At 72.5% G+C, this 18,365-nt stretch carries 15 protein-coding genes; 2 read left to right on the top strand and 13 right to left on the bottom strand.

What is annotated here, in order from left to right; all coding sequences use genetic code 11:
- The first annotated feature begins 9 nt into the window (after window positions 1-9).
- Both ACWD4A_RS13345 and ACWD4A_RS13340 read left to right on the top strand, forming a co-directional pair.
- Window positions 10-951 carry a ribokinase gene (locus ACWD4A_RS13345; RefSeq protein ID WP_451193198.1) on the top strand — a complete coding sequence of 314 codons (942 nt, stop codon included), beginning with the start codon at window positions 10-12 and terminating at the stop codon, window positions 949-951.
- Window positions 952-1,135: 184 nt separating this feature from the next.
- Window positions 1,136-1,639 (top strand): hypothetical protein, encoded by a 504-nt coding sequence (locus ACWD4A_RS13340; RefSeq protein ID WP_451193196.1) that lies wholly within the window; start codon window positions 1,136-1,138, stop codon window positions 1,637-1,639.
- A gap of 98 nt (window positions 1,640-1,737) precedes the next feature.
- On the opposite strand, the gene ACWD4A_RS13335 is transcribed toward ACWD4A_RS13340, so the two are convergent.
- The 13 genes from ACWD4A_RS13335 to ACWD4A_RS13275 form a co-directional block, all read right to left on the bottom strand.
- Window positions 1,738-3,804, bottom strand: coding sequence for a SpoIIE family protein phosphatase (locus ACWD4A_RS13335; RefSeq protein WP_451193194.1), 2,067 nt, complete (start codon window positions 3,802-3,804; stop codon window positions 1,738-1,740).
- Window positions 3,805-4,034: 230 nt separating this feature from the next.
- Window positions 4,035-4,550, bottom strand: a complete 516-nt coding sequence (locus tag ACWD4A_RS13330; protein WP_451193192.1) for an ATP-binding protein — start codon at window positions 4,548-4,550, stop codon at window positions 4,035-4,037.
- A 228-nt stretch (window positions 4,551-4,778) separates the two neighbouring features.
- Window positions 4,779-5,426: a DUF4360 domain-containing protein gene (locus tag ACWD4A_RS13325; RefSeq protein ID WP_451193190.1), complete on the bottom strand. Its 648-nt coding sequence runs from the start codon at window positions 5,424-5,426 to the stop codon at window positions 4,779-4,781.
- Between the two features lie 586 nt (window positions 5,427-6,012).
- Window positions 6,013-8,010 (bottom strand): ABC transporter ATP-binding protein, encoded by a 1,998-nt coding sequence (locus ACWD4A_RS13320; protein WP_451193187.1) that lies wholly within the window; start codon window positions 8,008-8,010, stop codon window positions 6,013-6,015.
- A gap of 462 nt (window positions 8,011-8,472) precedes the next feature.
- Window positions 8,473-9,399 carry a D-alanyl-D-alanine carboxypeptidase family protein gene (locus ACWD4A_RS13315; RefSeq protein ID WP_451193184.1) on the bottom strand — a complete coding sequence of 309 codons (927 nt, stop codon included), beginning with the start codon at window positions 9,397-9,399 and terminating at the stop codon, window positions 8,473-8,475.
- A 134-nt stretch (window positions 9,400-9,533) separates the two neighbouring features.
- Window positions 9,534-10,085, bottom strand: coding sequence for an RNA polymerase sigma factor (locus ACWD4A_RS13310; RefSeq protein WP_451193182.1), 552 nt, complete (start codon window positions 10,083-10,085; stop codon window positions 9,534-9,536).
- 201 nt (window positions 10,086-10,286) lie between these two features.
- On the bottom strand, window positions 10,287-11,489 hold the full coding sequence (locus ACWD4A_RS13305; protein WP_451193180.1) for a hypothetical protein: 1,203 nt from the start codon (window positions 11,487-11,489) through the stop codon (window positions 10,287-10,289).
- A gap of 84 nt (window positions 11,490-11,573) precedes the next feature.
- Window positions 11,574-11,960, bottom strand: coding sequence for a GntR family transcriptional regulator (locus ACWD4A_RS13300; RefSeq protein ID WP_451193177.1), 387 nt, complete (start codon window positions 11,958-11,960; stop codon window positions 11,574-11,576).
- Window positions 11,961-12,012: 52 nt separating this feature from the next.
- On the bottom strand, window positions 12,013-12,999 hold the full coding sequence (locus ACWD4A_RS13295) for an ABC transporter permease (protein ID WP_451193175.1): 987 nt from the start codon (window positions 12,997-12,999) through the stop codon (window positions 12,013-12,015).
- On the bottom strand, window positions 12,996-13,934 hold the full coding sequence (locus tag ACWD4A_RS13290) for an ABC transporter ATP-binding protein (RefSeq protein WP_451193173.1): 939 nt from the start codon (window positions 13,932-13,934) through the stop codon (window positions 12,996-12,998). Before ACWD4A_RS13290 ends, ACWD4A_RS13295 begins: the two co-directional genes overlap by 4 nt.
- A 105-nt stretch (window positions 13,935-14,039) precedes the next feature.
- Window positions 14,040-15,260 (bottom strand): serine hydrolase domain-containing protein, encoded by a 1,221-nt coding sequence (locus ACWD4A_RS13285; RefSeq protein WP_451193170.1) that lies wholly within the window; start codon window positions 15,258-15,260, stop codon window positions 14,040-14,042.
- 310 nt (window positions 15,261-15,570) lie between these two features.
- Window positions 15,571-16,977, bottom strand: coding sequence for a DHA2 family efflux MFS transporter permease subunit (locus ACWD4A_RS13280; protein WP_451193167.1), 1,407 nt, complete (start codon window positions 16,975-16,977; stop codon window positions 15,571-15,573).
- Window positions 16,978-17,062: 85 nt separating this feature from the next.
- On the bottom strand, window positions 17,063-18,289 hold the full coding sequence (locus ACWD4A_RS13275) for a cytochrome P450 (protein ID WP_451193164.1): 1,227 nt from the start codon (window positions 18,287-18,289) through the stop codon (window positions 17,063-17,065).
- Between the last annotated feature and the right edge of the window lie 76 nt (window positions 18,290-18,365).

Here is an 18,365-nt window from a genome sequence, read left to right as displayed (position 1 = left end):
GTGGGCGGCGTGAACGAGAAGAAGACGACGTACGACGTACTGGTCGTGGGTTCCGCGAACGCGGACCTGACCGTGCGGGTGGACCGGCGGCCGGGCGCGGGCGAGACGGTGTTCGGCTCCGACCTGGTGGAGTCGGCCGGTGGCAAGGGGGCCAATCAGGCCGTCGCCGCGGCCCGGCTGGGCTTCCGTACGGGCCTGCTGGCGAAGGTCGGTGACGACGCGTTCGGCGAGCTGCTGCTGGCCGGTCAGCGCGCCGCGGGCGCGGAGGTGCGGCACATCCTGGTCGAGAAGGGCGCCCGGACCGGCACGGCGATGATCGTCGTCGGCCCGGACGGCGACAACAGCATCGTGGTCTCCCCCGGCGCCAACTCCCGTTTCTCCCCGGAGGACGTGCGGGCGTCCCGGGAGGCGATCGCGGCGGCCGCGGTGGTCTCGCTGCAACTGGAGATCCCCGAGGAGTCCGTGCGGGCCGCGGTCCGCGTCGCCCGGGAGACCGGGACCCGCGTCGTCCTCAACCCCTCGCCCCCGCCGCCGGGCGAGCTGGACACCGAGTTCTACGAGGCCGCCGACCCGTTGGTCGTCAACGAGCACGAGGCCCGGCGGCTGTCCGAGTACCACTGCGCGGGACCCCACGAGTGGATCCGCGGCCTGCGGGGCAGGGGCGCCCGCTCGGTCGTGGTCACCCTCGGCGCGCGGGGGGCGCTGGTCCTGGACGCCACGGACGGGGAGCCGGTGCGGGTGCCGGGGCCGCCCGCCGAGGTGGTGGACACCACGGGGGCCGGGGACGCCTTCACGGGCGCGCTGGCGGGCCGGCTCGCCACCGGGGCCTCGCTGTTGGACGCGGCGCGGTTCGCGGTGCGCGTGGGCGCGGCGGCGGTGACCCGCGCGGGCGCACAGCCCTCGTACCCGACGAGGGCGGAACTCCCGCCCGAGGAGGGCGCTTTGGCGTAGGGCGTCCGATTATCGTGACCCCCTTTCAACTATCGAACATTTGGCTGCTTCTGGTGGGTCACTCAGTGTCGACGGACGGTCGCTCCGCGATAGCGTCGGCGGCGAGGTGAACGCAGCGCCGGGCGGTACAGGGGTGAAGAACCCGGGCCCGGCGGGCTGCCCCGACTCGATCTGGAGGCCCGACATGTTCCGTGACCGTCCCCGCCGCACGATGGGCCTGGCCGCCGCCGCGGTGGCCGCCGCCGGCGCCGTGACGATCAGCGTGCTGTCCCTGCAACCCGCCGCGGCGAGCGGGGAGAAGGAGCTCCGCCTGACCACGGTGCAGAAGGTCGCCACCACGCCGGAGAACCCCCGCACCGGCGACCACTGGGTGGCCTACTACGACCTGCACTCCACGGCCACCGACAAGAGCGGCAAGGAGACCGCGGGCAAGCGCGTCGGCGACGCGAGCGACCGCTGCGACGTGGTCCTCGCCCGCTACGAGGGCGTGGTCACCCAGTGCGAGCGCGTGCTGCGCACGGACCGGGGCACGCTGGTGCTGACCTCCCTCACCGACCGCTTCGGCCGCGGCCCCTACCCCACGACCGCCGCGATCACCGGCGGCACCGGCAGCTACGCGGGGGCGACGGGCGAGGCCCGCGTCACCCTCGGCGAGGGCGGGGCGTCCTACCGCATCCAACTGCGCTGAGCACGGCCGGCCACCGCGCCGGGCGCCGGTACGGACGGGCATCCGTACCGGCGCCGTCCGATCCCCTGACGGGCGGTCCGCGCCCCGGGAGTTGCCCGTCAGCAGTCGTGGACACGGGCGATGAGCAGGGCCACGTCGTCCTGGTCGTTGCCGTCGCGCAGGGAGCTCAGCAGAAGGTCGCAGGTGGCCTCCAGGTCGTGGGGTGCCTCGGCGAGGACGGCGAGGAGGGCGTCGAGGCGGGTGTCGATCGCCTCGTCGCGGGTCTCGACCAGGCCGTCGGTGTACAGCACCAGTTGATCGCCGACGGCCAGGTCCAGGCCGACGCTCTCGAACGGGACGCCGCCCACGCCGAGCGGCGCCCCGGCGGGCAGGTCGAGGAGTTCGGGGTACCGGCCGGGGCGGACGAGGACGGGCGGGAGGTGGCCCGCGGTGGCGACCTGGCACCGGCCGGCGCGCGGGTCGTACACCGCGTAGACGCAGGTGGCGATCATCTGGTCCAGACCGGTGGCGGTGTGGTCGAGGTGATGCAGCACCCGGGCGGGGTCGAGCCCGAGCTGGGCGAGGGTCCGCGCGGCGGTGCGCAGCTGGCCCATGGCCGCGGCGGCGTTGATGCCGCTGCCCATCACGTCCCCGACGACCAGGGCGCTCTTCTCGTCGGCCTGCGGGATGACGTCGAACCAGTCGCCGCCGACCTTGCTCGCGGCCCCGGCGGGCTGGTAGCGGTAGGCGATCTCCAGCCCCACCAGGTGCGCGGGCCGCTGCGGCAGCAGATTGCGCTGGAGGGTGAGGACGGTGGCGCGCTCGCGCTGGTACCAGCGCGCGTTGTCGATGCAGACGGCGGCCCTGGCGGCCAGCTCCCCGGCGAGGGCGACGTCGTCCTCGCCGAAGGGCCGGGGGTTGCCGATGCGCTTGAGGTCCAGGGCGCCGAGCACCTCGCCCCGGGCGATGAGGGGGACCGCGAGATAGGAGTGCAGCCCCGCGCGGGCCAGCAGCTCGGCGGACGCCCGGTCGCGGGCGATGCGCGGCAGGTCCCGGTCCCGCACGCGGGCGACGCACACCGGCCGCCCGGCGGCCACGCAGCGGGTGACCAGCCGGTCCGCCGCGTACTGGGCGAGCTGGCCGGGCGGATCGGCGGCACGGACGGCGTCGGCGTCACCGGTGGAGGCCACAGCGAGCGCCCGGAACACGGCCGGTTCCCCGTCCGGCGGGACGGCCCGGCCCCCGGCCAGCACCGTGTCGAGCACGTCGACGGCCGCGAAGTCGGCCAGGCCCGGCACCACGACCCGCGCGAGCTCCTGGGCGGTGCGGTCCAGGTCGAGGGTGGTGCCGATCAGCACGGACGCCTCGGCGATCAGGGCCGTGCGCCGCCGGGCCTCGTTGTTCGCCCGGTGCCGGTCGGTGACGTCGACGACGGACGTGGCGACCCCCAGGGTGCGCCCTGCGGGGTCCTCCAGCCGGTAGTACGAGACCAGCTGCGCCTGTTCCTCGGCGGCGGCGCCGCCCTTGCGGCCCACGGCGAACCGGTCCAGCAGCGGGGTACCGGTGGCCAGCACCTGGCGCATGGCCGACTCGATCTCGTCGACGTCCGCGTGCGGCAGGGCCTCGCCGACCCGGCGGCCGATGTGCTCCTCGGCGGACAGTCCGTGCATGCGCTCCAGCGCGGGGTTGACCATCACGAACCGCAGGTCGGTGTCGAGGACGGCGACACCGATCGGCGACTGGGCCACCAGCCGGAGCGACAGGGCGAGGTCCCGCTCGACGTGCCGGAGGATCTCCTGGTCGGTGGCCATCCCCAGGGCGTAGAAATCGCCGCTGCGGTCCTCCAGGCGCATGTTGCGGAACTCCACCAGCCGGGCGGTGCCGTCCTTGTGGCGGGCGGGGAACACTCCGGCCCAGGACTCGCCGCCGCCCATGACCTTGGCGAACAGCTCCAGGACCGAGTCGAGGTCGTCCTCGACGACCAGCAGCTGGGCGGCGTACTGCCCGAGAGCCTCGGCGGCGGACCAGCCGAACAGCTCCTCCGCCTGCGGGCTCCAGAGGACGATCCGGCCGCGCTGGTCGAGCACCACGGCGGCCACGCTCAGCACGTCGAGCAGGCCGCCCGGCTCGTACGGCGGGCCCGTGAGCCGGCCGGGTTCCGACCGGTGCGCGTCGGTCGTCCCCATCGAGGTCCTCCTTCCGCCCGCGCAGGGTGGTGCGGCGGCCTCGCGTCGGTCAGGGCCGGATCGGCGGTCCTTTCTTCCCCGGTCTCCCCCGGCAGCTCCACCATGTCGCCGCAGCGACTTCCATGGTCTCTCCGAATCCGCTCGCCGCGCAGCCCGCGGCACAGGGCGCGTTCGTCCGCAAGCGGAGCGGGCCCGGGGAGGGAGGCGGGAAGGGAGGGGCGGGAAGGGCGTCAGCGGGCGGCGGCCGGGCAGGCCAGCGTGAACCAGACGGTCTTGCCCCGGGCGGAGGGGTGGTGGCCCCACAGCGTGGCGATCTGCTCGACGAGCCACATCCCGCGCCCGTTCTCGCTGTCCGGGCCCGCCTCGCCGCACCGCGGCAGGCACCCGCCCGCGTCGGTGACCTGGGCGACCAGGTGGCCGTGGGCCCTGGTGAGGACCAGCTCGATGTCGCCCGCGGTACCGGGCACGTGCACGACGGCGTTGGTGACCAGCTCGGAGAGCAGGAGGGCGGCGTCGTCGGCGAGGTGGTCCAGGCCCCATTCGGCCAGCAGCGCCGCGGAGAAGCGGCGGGCGGCCGCCACGGACCGCTCGGTCGCCGGGAGGGAGATCGTCCGCGAGGGGTGGGACGGCGGACGGTGCGGCTGCCGACGCGCGGCGGAGCCGTGCATGCACAGGGGAATCCCGGAGGTCCAGGACGCCGCGGTGCGGTGGGGAGGCGTGGCTGCCCATGCGTCGGCCTTGTGCACGGGACTCACGGTGTCGCGGCTGATGAGAGGCATCTGACTCAAGTGCGGTCGGGGTGGCGCCTGGGCGCGCTGTGGTTCCCCCCACATTCGCCCGCTTTTCGCCAGAGGTCTATACCCTTTGCGTGACACTCGATGAGCACAGCGCGATATCCCCAGGTGGTGGCACATATGGCCGCCATAAAAGGGCCGGCGGGCCCGCCGCACGGCAGGCCCGCCGGAGAGGGGCGCCTACTTCGGGCACTCCTTCCACGCCAGGTGGTAGATCGTGTTGAGGTCGCCGTCCGTGGAGTCCATGGTCATATAGCTGGTGGTCTTCGTCGGGTCCGAGCTCCCCGCGTTGACCCTGAGCTCCGTGTTGATGTTGAAGTTCCGCTGCTCGCCGCACGGCGACCAGACCAGCGCGGCGACGTCGACCCTGTCCGTCGCCTGCCAGTTGTCCGTGTAGGCGCCCTTGAAGTCATGGGCGCTGGGCACGGTCTGGGACTGGCCCTGGAAGTAGTACGACGCCTTCTGCTGGCCGGTCGCGCCGGACTCCAGGTGCGCGTAGCCGCGGTAGTCCGCGCTGGCGATGGCGTAGGTGAACCCCTGCGGCACATGCACGATCAGGTTGAGCTGACAGTTCTTCCGGCCGTCGGTCGGCTTGGAGCCCACACCGACCTGGGCGAGGTAGTCGCTGTAGGTGACCGTGAAGGCGGTGTTGTCGGGGGACACCGCGATCGCGGCGGTGCCTTGCGGACAGCCCGAGCCGTTGACGGTCGCTATCTCTATCACGATCTTGTCCGGCGGCGGGTTGACGATCACCGTGTGGTCGTACGTGGAGAACGGCGAGGCGAACAGCGCCGCGATAGCGGTTCCTGCGAGAAGGCCGGCGGGCATGGTTCTCCAATCGATTGCCCTGGAATGAGCGGACGCGTTCCGGCCGGGAATTCGGGGACGAGGCCGGAACCGAGTGGGTGAGGATTGGACTATTCAAGCCATGACCATGACAGACCCAATCCTCCGGCGACCCGTGGGGACGGGAGCGTTCGAATGGTAGGAGGCGGCACACCCGTCCGCCAGAGATAGCGTCGTCCGTGCCGCCTCTTGGCCGGTAATGACTCTCATCCCCACCGGTGGTGAGGGTGCGTCAGCGAGTTGTCAGGGCACTCGGAGCACCCTGACAACCGCGCTCGCGCCACGGCGCGGACGCACGGAATCCGGCCACCCCACCGGGGCCTCCGACTCCGCTTATTTGGCCGACAGTTGAGGAAAGGCGTGGCCCAGTTGAACACAGAGGAACGAGATGACGACGGCGGCGACGATCACACCGAGGCAGCCGAAGACATCACGCAGCGTGCTCGCCAGCGGCCCCAAGGGCGGGCGGGGCGGCGGGGGTTGTGGTGGTGCGGGAGGCCGGACGGGAGGAAGGGACGGAGGGGGCGGTGTGGGGTGATGGGCCGGGACGGAGGCAGTGGGACGGTCGTCAGGCCTGAGCGTGCTGTGCATGCGGGGAACCATTGTGCCGGGCGGGGTCGGGGACGGGTCGCGGGGTGGGCTCGATGCCGTACTGGGCGGCCTGGAGCTCGTACATCGAGCGATACAGACCCCCTTCGACGGCCATCAGCTCCTCGTGCGTACCCTCGCCGACGAGATGGCCGCGGTCCAGGACGTAGATGAGGTCGGCGGTCGCGGTGGCGGCCAGCCGGTGGGTGATCAGCAGGACGGTCGTGCCCTCGCCGGTCAGGGTCCGCAGCGACTGGAACGCCTCGACCTCGGCCTTCGGGTCCAGCGCCGAGGTGGGCTCGTCGACGATGAGCAGGGGCGCGCGGCGGTAGCGGGCGCGGGCGGCGCCCAGCCGCTGCCACTGGCCGCCGGAGATCTGGGTGCCGCGCTCGAAGCCCTTGATCACCAGGCTGTCCCACTGGTGCGGCAGGGACTTGACGACCTCGGTGGCGTCGGCCTCGGCGGCCGCGCGGTCGACGCGGTCCTGGTCGAGCGGCTGTTCCGAGCGCCCGATGTGGACATTGGCGCGGGCCGTCATGGGCCAGCGGGGGAAGTCCTGGGAGAGGACGGCGACTTGACCGAAGAGCTGGTCGCGGTCGGCCTCCCGGATGTCGACGCCGTTCCAGGACAGGAGTCCGGAAGTAGGCAGATAGAGCCCGGCGACCAGCTTGGACAGGGTGGTCTTGCCGGATCCGTTGGCGCCGACGAGGGCGACGACCTTGCCGGGCGGAATGGCCAGGCTCACCTCGTACAGCGCGGGGACGGTGGCGCCGGGGTAGACGAACGTGACCTTCTCCAGCCGGATCTCCCGCACCCCCGGCGGCAGGGGCGTGCCCCCGGCGGGGATGGCGTGCCGCTCGGCGGTCCGGCAGGCGTCCTCCAGGTCTCTCAGGTACATGGCCTCTTCGTAGAGCCGGTTGATCTGCATCACCAGGGAGGTGAGGCTCGCGCCCGCGGCCCGTACGGCGATCACGGCGGTGCCGGCGACGGCCAGCGGCAGCCCGCCCGAGGCCAGCAGCAGCCACAGCACCCCGTACGCGGCGACTGCCGCCAGGCCGGACAGCGCGGAGGACGCGCACTGGGTGGCCGCCTGGGCGCGGGCGAGGCGTTGCTGCTCCCGTTCCACGGTGGCCGACATGTCGTCGTAGGCGTCGACCAGCATCCGGCCCGCGCCGTGGACGCGGATCTCGGCCGCGCAGGCCTGGTCGGTGAGGGTGGAGGTGATGACGCCGATGGCGCGCCGGTGCTCGATCCAGGCGTGCCGGGAGGCGTACAGCCTGCGGGCGGAGACCACCGCGCCCCAGCCCTTGGGGGCCGCGATGAGCAGCATCATGCCCACCAGCGACGGGTGGAGCAGCGCCAGCACGCAGGCGGCCGAGGCCAGTCCGACGAGGGCGTTGACGACGAGGACCGAGGAGCCGAGCATCATCCGCACGGAATCGGTGCCGAAGCGGCCGGCGTCGAGCCGCCGGTGGAAGTCCTTGTCCTCCAGCGTCGCGAGCTCGACCCGGACCGCGGTCCGGTAGAAGCGCGCGGTGCACACCCGCTCGACCTTGGGCTCCAGTTGGCCGGCGGCGGCCACGGAGACCGCGGCGAGCAGCGCGGACGCGGCGGTGACGGCGGTGACGGCCAGGAGCGCGGGCAGCGCCTGGCGGAGCCGCTCGGTGGTGGGCCCGGCCGCGAAGAGGGCGACGAGCGCGTGGTTGGTGGCCACCAGCCCGAAGGCGCGGGCCGTGCCCTGCCCCAGCTCGGCGCCCAGCAGGGTGAGCAGCGCGGCGGGGTCCTCGCGCCATCCGGCCCTGGCCACGGTGCCGATCATGGCGGGGAACTGCCGTGCCATCTCCCAGAAGGTGAGCCGCAGCAGGGGGCGTTCGTGGGTCACGAACGGCTTGTCGTGGCGCAGGGACCCGCCGAAGAGGAGGAGTTCGCTGTCGGAGACGGGGATGGCGTGCGGTGATCGCTTCCTGAGGATCGTCATCGTTCCTCCGGCCCGGCACTCGCCGCGGCGGCCGGTGGCTTCGGTGAGGTGACCGGTGCGCGGTGGGCTCGTAGCGCGTTTCGGGCGGACATGACGCCTCCAGGGGTCGGTGGACGAAGTGTGGCGCTCCCGTTCTTGGGCAGGGCCCATGGGCATGCGAAGGCCGCGGGGGTGGGCGGCGACGTGCCGAGGAGTCGGGGTCGGGGGTGTGCGGGCCCCGGCGGACGGCGATGCGGTCCGGTACACCGTCGGCGAACGCGGCGGCCCGATGTCCGTTTCCGGACAGGAAGGACTCTATCCGCCTTCGAACGCGGGGGAGTTCGCGAACTGGCAGTTCTCGTACGACAGTTCACTCATTCAGGTATAAAACAGTGCTTGTTCCTGGAATTTGACGAGGGCTCACATAAAGGAGCCCGGACCCCGTGCGGGGTCCGGGCTCGCGTGCGCGCGCGGCGGGCGGGGTCAGTCCTCGTGGGCCACCGGGGGGAGCTTGCGGAGCTTCAGCTCGGTGTGCTTGCCGTAGGCGTAGTCGAGCATCTTGGCGGCGTCCGGGTAGCGGCTCGCGGCATCGTTGAGGAGGACGCCGACCACGGTGCGGCCGCCGCGCTGCGCGGCGAAGACGAGGCAGGGGCCCGCGGCGGAGGTGGTGCCGGTCTTGATGCCGATGACGTCCTTGTAGGAGCCGAGCAGCTTGTTGGTGTTGTACCAGGTGTAGAGGCGGTTGACGTTGGTCGCCCTCTGCTCGGTGCTGAGGGATCCCATGACCTCGCGGAAGGTGCGGTTGCCCAGCGCGTGCCGGGCGAGCTTGGCGAGGTCGTGGGGGGTGGTGAGGTTGCCGCCCCGGGACGAGATGCCGTCGAAGGAGTCGTAGCCGGTGCGGTTCAGCCCGAGTTCCGACGCCTTCCGGTTCATCTTGGAGATGAAGGAACGGGTGCGCTCCTCCTCGCTGTTGCCGCTGCCGAAGGCGTCGGCGAGTGCGTAGGCGGCGTCGCAGCCGGACGGGAGCATCAGCGCGTACAGCAGTTCCTTGACCGTGAGCCTGTCGCCGGTGCGGAGGTCGGCCGTGCTCGCGCCGGTGCGGGCGACGTAGTCGCGGTAGGACTGCTTGATCTCGATCTGCCAGCCGAGGCTCATGCCCTTGGTGTCGAGCACCACGACCGCCGTCATGATCTTGGTGGTGCTCGCCATCTGCCGCCGGATGTCGGCGTCCTTGGCCCACAGCTGCCGGTTGGCGCCGCTGTCGAGCAGGTACGCGCCCTTGGCGGCGATTCCGGACGGGCCGCTCGCGGCGTCCGCCGCGGTCACCGGGACGGCGAGGACGACGGCCACGGCCGACGCCGCCGTGGCCGCTCCCCAGCGGCGGACCGGTGCTCCCCCACTTCGCTGCATGCAGGCTCCCATTCCTCTGATGGTCGGATCGGAAGTGCGCATCGTCGCACCCGGTCCCGCGCGGGGCGAAATCCCGGCCACTATCGGGGGATTGAGATGTGGGAGGCTGACGACGAGCCGCGACTGACGGACCGTCAGGAGTGTGCCGCCAGGACCGATGTCAGCCTGCGCTCCGCGTGACCGATGTGCGACCGCACCGCGGCCTCCTCGACCCCGAGAAGGCCCGCGACCTGCCCCGCGCTGTAACCGATCATGTAGGTGAGGACCAGGGCGTCGCACTGCCGCTCCGGCAGCCGGGCGATGGCCGCGTACAGCGCCATCCTGTTCTCCAGCAGCTCGAACCGCCGCCGGCAGGCGTGCGGCAGCGGGCGGGTGACACAGTCGAACGCCGCCGCGGCCAGCGCGGAGTCACGGCCGCGGGCGGCGAGCCAGTCGGCCAGGTGCGCCTTGAACAGCGCCCAGGCGTAGGAGTCGGCGGAGGGCTGGCGCAGCACGTGCGTCCACCGCACCCGCAGGTGGGCCAGGGCCGCTTCGGTGATGCCCTCGGCGGCCGCCCGGTCACCGGTGTGCACATGGGCGTACGCGCCCCACCGGCGCGCGTGCAGCTCACGGAAGGCGGCGAAGGCGATGGCCGTACGGCGGCCGGCCGCCCGGACGGGCAGCCGCGGTTCCGTCTGTCCAGTCACCGATCCCTCGATCCGTCGTACCGCCGCGCGGTGTGGGCCTGCGTCGCCGTGATGCGTTCAGCATCCAATGAACCGGAAAGCAGAGCCGGTTGTGCGGCAACACGTCAAAAATTTTAACTCTCCGCATCGATGCGATGACTCAATGGCGATCACGGAACCGGGACATAGGGTGGTCAGCCGGTACGTATGACGGCCTGATCGTCAGATCGCGTAACGCCATACCGTGAGCATGTACGCCCCGTACCAGCAGCCGAAGGCCGTCGCCGCCGTGAGGGTGACGACCCTCGTGCCCGTCCGGGCCCGCGCCAGCGCGCGGGCGGCGGGGACGACGAAGAGCACCGCGGGCGCCAGCAGCCGCAGCTTGGAGTGGGAGTAGTTGCTCTGGCACAGCGTGAGCACCAGGATGCCGGTGCCGTAGACGAGCAGCGGCGGCCAGGCGTAGCTCTGCCAGCCCAGCGCCGTGGCGCAGACCAGCCCGAGCAGCAGGACGGCGGTGCTCACCGGCACCCAGCCGTCGCCCCGGGCGAACGTGTCCCCGAGGAAGTCCAGGAACGCCGCGCCGTTGTCCCAGTGGGTGCCCCAGCCCGCCTCCTGGATGGTGAACCACGCGTCCGGGTCGCCGACGCGCGCCCCCACCCACCACAGGTACAGGGGGGTGCCCGAACAGGCGAGGGCGACGGCGGCCAAGGGCCGTACGCGCCATCGGCGTTCCCGCAGCAGCTCCAGTCCCACGGCCACGGCCAGGGCCACGACGACCGCCGCGGCGGCGGGCCGGGTGAGACCGGCGAGCAGCGCGAGGGTGCCCGCGGTGAGCCAGGCGCGCTCGTGCGCGGCGAGGAGGGTCCCGGCGGCCAGGGCCAGGAACAGCGATTCGCTGTAGGACATGAAGAAGACGACGGCCATCGGCTGCGCCCCGGCCAGCAGGACGATCGCGACGGTCGCGGCCCGCCACCCGTACATCCGGGTGAGCAGGGTGTGCACGGTGAGCAGCGCGGCGATCAGCGCGAGGTGGGCGACGGCGATGCCCGCGAGGTCGTGGTCGAGTCCGGTGACCGTGTGGACGACCCGGATCAGCAGCGGGAAGAGCGGGAAGAAGGCGAGGTTGTTGCCGGTGAGGCTGCCGTCGGGGGTGTGGGAGTAGCCGTCGGGGTAGCCGTTGGCGGCTATGTCCGCGTACAGCAGGCCGTCCCAGGAGAGCAGTCGCTCGCGGAGTCCGGGGCCGTCGGGTCCGTCCATCGCGGACAGCAGGACGAGGTGCAGCACCGCGGTGGCGGCGTAGACCGCGAGGGACGGCCAGACCAGCCGGAGGATACGTTCCGCCAGGGGCATGGCGGGCGGCTCGGGAGAGGTGGGCCGGACGGTGGGTGGTGTGGTGCGGGAAGGGGGTATCGGGACCGGTTTCATGGTGTGGTGATGCCGTTTCGTCAGTCGGTGTCGGCCGGGGCCCCGTCGCCGGGCCATGGGGGTCCCCCGGCGGAGGCTGGGGGATCAGGCCGTGGGGTAGTGCTCCGCGCGGGCCGAGGTGATGAGCGCGGAGACGTCCTCCCAGGCGAGCCCCGCCGACCGCGCCCGGCGCATCCACTCCGACAGTTCCCCGCGCAGCGGGGAGTCGGCGAGGGACCTCGTCCGCGCGGGGACGGCGCTGACGAAGGTGCCCACGCCGGGGCGGGGTTCGACGAGACCGAGATGTTCGAGCTCGCGGTAGGCCTTGAGCGTCGTGTTGGGGTTGAGCTTGGTGTCCCGCGCGACGCGTGCGGCGGTGGGCAGTTGGTCGCCCTCGGCGAGGATGCCCAGCCGCAGCGCTTCCTGGACCTGCTGGACGATCTGCAGGTACGCGGCCATCCCGCTGTGCCGGTCGATCCTGAACTCGACCATGTGCCGCCCCCTCATCCCGTCCGTGTGCGCGAGGACCGGACGGCCTCGCGGTTCACAGCGGACGCCGGCGGACCCACCACAGGGTGAGGCCGGCGATCGCGACGGCGGCGGCGAGCAGGATCGCGGCGCTCACCCACTGCATGGCGTTCATCTGGTCGTAGCCGAAGTATTCCAGGCGCTCGGCGACGATCCCCTTGTCGGCCCGGCAGGCGGCGGCCGAGCGCTCGTTGAAGCAGGTGCCGAAGCCGTGGAGTCCGCCGTGGGCGTCGACGGTCCAGTTGTCGAAACGCGCGCCTCCGGCGGGCACCTTCGGCTGGCCCTGTTCCACCGGGTTGGTGAGCACCCGGGGGGTGAAGGGCCACAGCCGGACCCGGTCCCAGACCATCTGGACCACGAAGAAGAAGCCGAAGGTGGCCACGACGGCGGGCAGGACGCGGCGGACGGCCACGCCGCAGGCGATGCCGCCGGCGAGGTAGAGCAGCGTCATCGCGACGGGCACGGGGCCGGTGGTGTCGTAGACGGAGCTTTGGGTCCACTCGCTGGAGGTGATGTCGCGCACGGGCCGCCACCACGAGGTGTAGACGGCGGAGAGCACCGTCGAGCAGAGCACGGCGACGAGCGCCGCCGTGCCGATCTTGACCGTCAGCCAGTGGCGGCGGGTCATCGACTGGGTGGTCACCAGCTTGAAGGTGCCGCGCTCCAGGTCCCCGGTGATCAGCGGGGCACCGAGGAAGGCACCCAGGAGCGCGGGCAGCCACGCCATCGTCGAGGCCCCGTCCTGGAGCGCCGAACTGTAGGACGTGCCCTGGAAGGCCTCGCGGGGGTCGACGGCCGTGGCGGCCGCCCTGGCCTGCTCCACGAAATCCATCGTCGCGGCACGCTGCCAGAGCATGTTGACGGTCGCGGCCGCCGTGAGGAGCAGGCAGGCCAGGAGGGCGGTGCGGTGCTGCCGCCAGACGAGCCAGCCCATGCCGCGCAGGACGCGCGGCGGCCGCTTGCCCGTCTCGCTCTTCGTCGCTGTCGTCAGGGTCGTGCTCACGCGGCCGTCCCTTCCTCGTTCTCGGTCTCCACACGGGCGTCGGCGGTCAGCAGGGCGGGGGTGCCGGGCGATCGCAGATAGCCCAGCAGCACCTCCTCCAGGCTGGGTTCGGAGAGCTTCCAGTCGCCCCCGACCGGGCCCCGGTTCCGGATCAGCGCGGTGAACTGGCGGCCGGTGGCGCGGGATTCGACGACGGTGTGCCGGGCGATCTCCGGTGGCACGCCGTCCACGAGGTGGGCCCCGGTCACCAGGCGGTGGGCGGAGAGCAGCTCGTCGATCCCGCCCGCGAGGCGGACCCGGCCGTCGGCGACGGCCACCAGGTGGTCGCACATGGTGGAGACGTCGGTGAGCTGGTGGGAGGACATGACGACGGTCGTGCCCTGCTCCGCCGCCTCCGCCATCAGCAGGCTCGCGATCTCGTGCTGGGACAGCGGGTCGAGTTCGGCCATCGGCTCGTCGAGCAGCAGCAGTTCGGGCCGCTTGCCGAAGGCGAGGGCGAGCGCCACCCGGGAGCGCTGGCCGCCGGAGAGCGTCCCGACGCGGGCGCCGAGCGGCACCCGGCCGGACCGGACGATCCGCTCGGCCGCCTCCTGGTCCCACCGGGGGTTGAGCTCCGCGCCCAGCCGCAGCGTCTCCTCGACGGTGAACCGCGGGAACAGCGGCTTGTCCTGCGCCAGATAGGCGCAGCGGGCCAGTACGGCGGCCTCCGTCACGGGCGTGCCGAAGAGCCGCAGCGTGCCGGTCGTCGGCTGCGTCAGCCGGGCCGCGATGCTCAGCAGCGTGCTCTTGCCCGCGCCGTTGGAGCCCACGAGCCCGCAGATCGCGCCGACGGGCAGCCGGAACGAGCAGTCCCGCAACGCCCAGTTCCGCCGGTACCGCTTGCCGAGCCCCCGTGCCTCCATCGCCCAGCGGCTCTCGCCGTCGGCTGATCTCATCCCACCCATTGCCCACCTTGCTAATTAACTAGTCAGCTAGTGGAATGAGCATTATGGATCGACGAGGTGCATGTCAATACGCGAAATAAATCAGGACAAACTTCGCTATTTGCCCGTTCCGGGCCTGGCGCACAGGGCGTTGTCGACGAGCGTGCGGGCGGCGGGGCCGAGGCGTGCCAGGTCGGGGCGGTCCCCGGCGCTGGTGATCGAGACGGCGACGGACCGCTTGCCGTCCGGGGTCACGCCGGTGCGGGTGTACGAGCCGATCCCGTCGCCCTCGTGGGTCCAGTACCCGCTGCCGCAGGACAGCGGGACCCAGCGCAGCCCGAGTCCGTAGCCGCCCTCCGGCCATTCGGCGAGGTCGCCGCTGTCGCCGGTCCTGGCCACGGTGTGCCGCATCTCGGCCAGTTGGGCCTCGGGGAGGAGCCTGCCGGTGACCAGGGCGCGGAAGAAGGTGTTCAGGTCCGCGGTGGTGCTGACGACCGCCGAGTCGGCGGTGTGCTGCAGGCTGTGGTCGGTCACGTCCAGACGCGCCCCGCCGGGCAGGTCGAAGTACACCGGCGCGTGGGGGCCGGGCAGGAAGGGGTTGGCGCCCGGCACGGAGGTGTGGCGCAGTCCGAGCGGGGCGATGACGCGGTGCTCGACCTGTTCCCGCCAGGGGAGCCCACCGGCCTTCTCGACGATCATGCCCGCGAGGAGGTAGTTGGTGTTGGAGTACGCCCAGCGGGGGTGGGCGTGGTCGGGCGTGAACAGCGGCCGGTGGCGCATGGCGACGGCCACCCACTGCCCGGCGGGGGTCGCGTCGTGGCGGATCTTCTCGAAGTCCCCGGCGAGCGCGCGGGTGAGCTCGGGGTCGCGTACGTAGTCGAAGAGACCGCTGGTCTGCTGGAGCAGGTCCCGGACCGTGATCCGCGTGCCGTCGTTGCCGTTGCCGGTCACGACGCCGGGCAGCCACTTCTCGACCGTGTCGTCGAGCGACAGCTTCCCCTCGGCCACCAGTTGGAGCGCGACGGTGGCGACGAAGGTCTTCGTCGTGCTGGCCACCCGGAACCGCGTGTCCCACGGCGCCCGCTCCCCCGTCGCCGACCGGGCGCGCACGGACCCGTCGCCGGCGGCGACCTCGGCGAGGACGCTCACCTTTCCCCCGGCGGACCGCACCGCGCGGACATCGGCCTCCAGCGCGCTCCGCCCGTAGCCACCCTTGTCCTTGTCGCCCGTGGCCTGGCCCGCGGCGTTCACCTGCGGCGCCGCCACGATCCCGGCCGCCACGGCGGCGGCCACGACCACGGCCTTCGACCAGCGGCTCTTCCGCCCGTACGCGCGCATCGTCCTCGTCCCCCTGTGTCCTGGTGCCTCGCGGCGAGGGCCGTTCCCTCCCGCGGCATCCAGTCCACCAGGGCGCGCACCGGCGGGCCATGGCCGTAGGCCCCCGGCCGGAGGTGGACCCAACCCCCCTTCGTGGGGCCGGTACGCGAAGGCCGGGCGGCCCGGCGCGGTGTCCACCGCGCACACGGGCCGCCCGGCCGGGTGTACGTCGTGCCGACGGCGGGTCAGGCCGCGGCCGCGCCATGGGGGCGCGTGAGCCAGGAGGCTTCGGGGGCTCGCACTCCTCCGGACTCCACCGGTCCGTACACCGTCACGCCGCTTCCTTCTTCCGTGCGCGGGGGATGAAGAGGCATACCACCGCGGCGGCCGCCGACGACACGGCGATGAACTCCCAGCCGTGGTCGAAGGAGGTGACGGGGTCACCGCCGTGCGGCGCGGCGAGGAAGGCGACCAGCAGGGCGACGCCCAGCACCGAGCCGACCTGGCGGGCCATCGTCACCACGGCCGAACCCGTGGAGAAGCTCTGCGGCGGCAGGGCGGTCACGGCGGCGCCGACCAGCGTCGGCACCACCAGGCCGACGCCGACGCCCGTGAGCAGCATGCCGGGGAGCAGGCCCGCGGCGTAGTCGTGGCCGGTGTCGAGGCGGTAGATCCACCAGGCGATGCCCGCGGCGAAGAGCACGCAGCCGATCGCGGAAACCGCCGCCGAGCCGATCCGCCGGATCACCGGGCCGATGCCCATGGCGAAGCCGGGGACCATCAGCGGGCCGGGGGCGATGGCGAGGCCGGTCCGGAGCGGGGACCAGTGCCACACCTGCTGGCACCAGAGCACGGCGGACAGCAGCATCGCCCCGAAGGCCACCGCGAAGAGCAGGTTGGCGAGCGTGGAGGGGCTGACGGCGGGCACCTTCAGCAGGTTCAGCGGCAGGATCGGCGACGGATGGCGCGCCGAGCTCAGGACGAAGAGGCCCAGCAGGACCACCCCGGCCACCAGCGAGCCGACGGTCCTGGCGGAGCCCCAGCCCCAGTCCTCGCTCTTGACCAGCCCGAGGGCGAGCACGGCGATGCCGAGGGTGAGCAGCGCGGCGCCCACGAGGTCGAGCCGGTCGGTGGTCTCCCGGGCGGGGGTGCGGGGCAGCACCCGGACACCGAGGACCAGCGCGAAGACGCCGATGGGCAGGTTGACCAGGAAGACCCAGCGCCAGTCGAGCTGGGTGAGCAGACCGCCGGCCACGGGGCCGAGCGCCGCGGCCACACCGCTGATGGCGGTCCAGCCGCGCACCGCGGCGACCCGCTTCTCGGGCGGGGCCGCGGCGAGCAGCAGCCCCAGGGAGGCCGGGATCAGCATGGCCGCGCCGACGGCCTGGACGACGCGCGCCCCGACGAGGACCCACACCCCGGGCGCGACCGCGCAGGCCGCGGAAGCGACGGTGAAGACGGCGATCCCCGCCAGGTACGCCGTGCGCGGGCTGGTGCGGTCCGCGAGGCTGCCCGCCGGGACGAGCAGCGCGGCGAAGACGACGGCATAGGCGTTGAGGATCCACGACAGCGAGGCCAGCGAGGACCCGGAGAAGCGTTCGCCGATGTCGGGCAGGGCGACATTCACGATGAACATGTCGAGGTTGGACATCGCAACCCCGGCTACAACGACGGCGAACACTGGACCGAAGCGGGGCTTCGTCGCACTGCCCGCCGGGTCGGCGGCAGTCTGAGTCATCGCTCTCCTCGCAAGTGGGTTGGCTTTTCCAACTCGCTGGAGCATACAGCGTCACCCCGAACCGACGTAATGTGATGTCCGCCGCTCACCCGCATTTCACGGGGAGTTGACCGAACCCGCGCTGGACGATCTGGTCACGGAAGGTGGGTTCGCCCGCGAGCGCCAGGCCGGGGAAGCGGCGCAGCACGGCGGGCAGCGCGATCTCCGCCTGCATCCGGGCCAGGCCCGCACCGAGGCAGTAGTGGGCGCCCCCGCTGAGCGTCAGCGCGTGGTTGCCCTTGCGGTCGGGGTCGAAGACGCCGGGGTCGGCGTACTGCCGCGGGTCGCGGTTGCCCGCCGCGATCAGCAGCGTGACCTTGGTGCCCGCGGCGACCGGCACGCCGAAGAAGTCGAAGTCCCGTACGGCCATGCGGTTGAGGGCCTGCGCCGCCGGGTCGAAGCGGAGGGTCTCCTCGACGAAGCCGGGTGCCAGCGAGGGGTCCGCCCGCAACCGGTCGGCGTGCCCGGGGTGTTCGACGGCCAGCCGCAGCGCGTTGCCGATCAGGTCCATGGGCGCCTCGGTGCCCGCGACCAGGAGGAGCATGAAGTTGGCGACGAGCTCCTCGTCGCTGAGCTCGCCCCCCTCGTCGCGCAGCCGGACCATCTCGCTCACGAGGTCGGTGCCCGGCCGGGCGCGCCGTTCGGCCACCAGGTCCGTGAAGTACACGGCCAGCTCGTCCATCGCGGCGTCACCCGGGAGGAGTTGACCGAGGTCCAGGACGGGTTCCAGGGCGGTGGTGATCGCCCCGACGGCACCGCGGAAGCCGGGCTGCTCCTCCTCGGGTATGCCGAGCAGCTCGCCCACCACGGCCATGGGCACCCGGAACGCGAACTCCGCCATGAAGTCGACGGGGGTTCCGTCCGCGCCCAGCGCCGCGAGGCGGTCTACCAGCGCGGTGATGCGCCCGGCCACGACGGGCCGCAGCTCGGCGATGCGGCGCGGGGTGAAGGCGACACCGAAGAAGCGCCGGTAGCGCTCGTGGTCGGGGTCGTTGCTGAACAGCATGTTCTTGGTGAGCCAGCGCCAGGAGGAGTGGTCGCGCCAGCCGGGCATCATCGAGTCCTGCACGGCCCCGTCGGTGGACAGCAGGGCGGGTTCGCGGAGGGCGCGGGCGCATTCCCGGTGGCCGGTGACGAGGAGCTGGCCGGGGCCGAGGGGGATGAGCGGGCCGTGCTCGCGGAGGGCCTCGTAGAGGGGGTAGGGGTCGCGTTTCCCCTGCGGGGAGAGCAGGGTCATCATAGCGGTGCCGGGGTCTGTGACCGGGGTTGGCATGGGTCTCCTTGTTGTGGTGCGGACTGTTGTCGCCGGGCCGGCTCTCTTTTCCCCAGCCCCGCCCCTTCCCGAAACT

It is taken from the genome of Streptomyces sp. NPDC002537, assembly GCF_053594975.1.
This window is presented reverse-complemented; position numbering and strand designations above follow the sequence as displayed.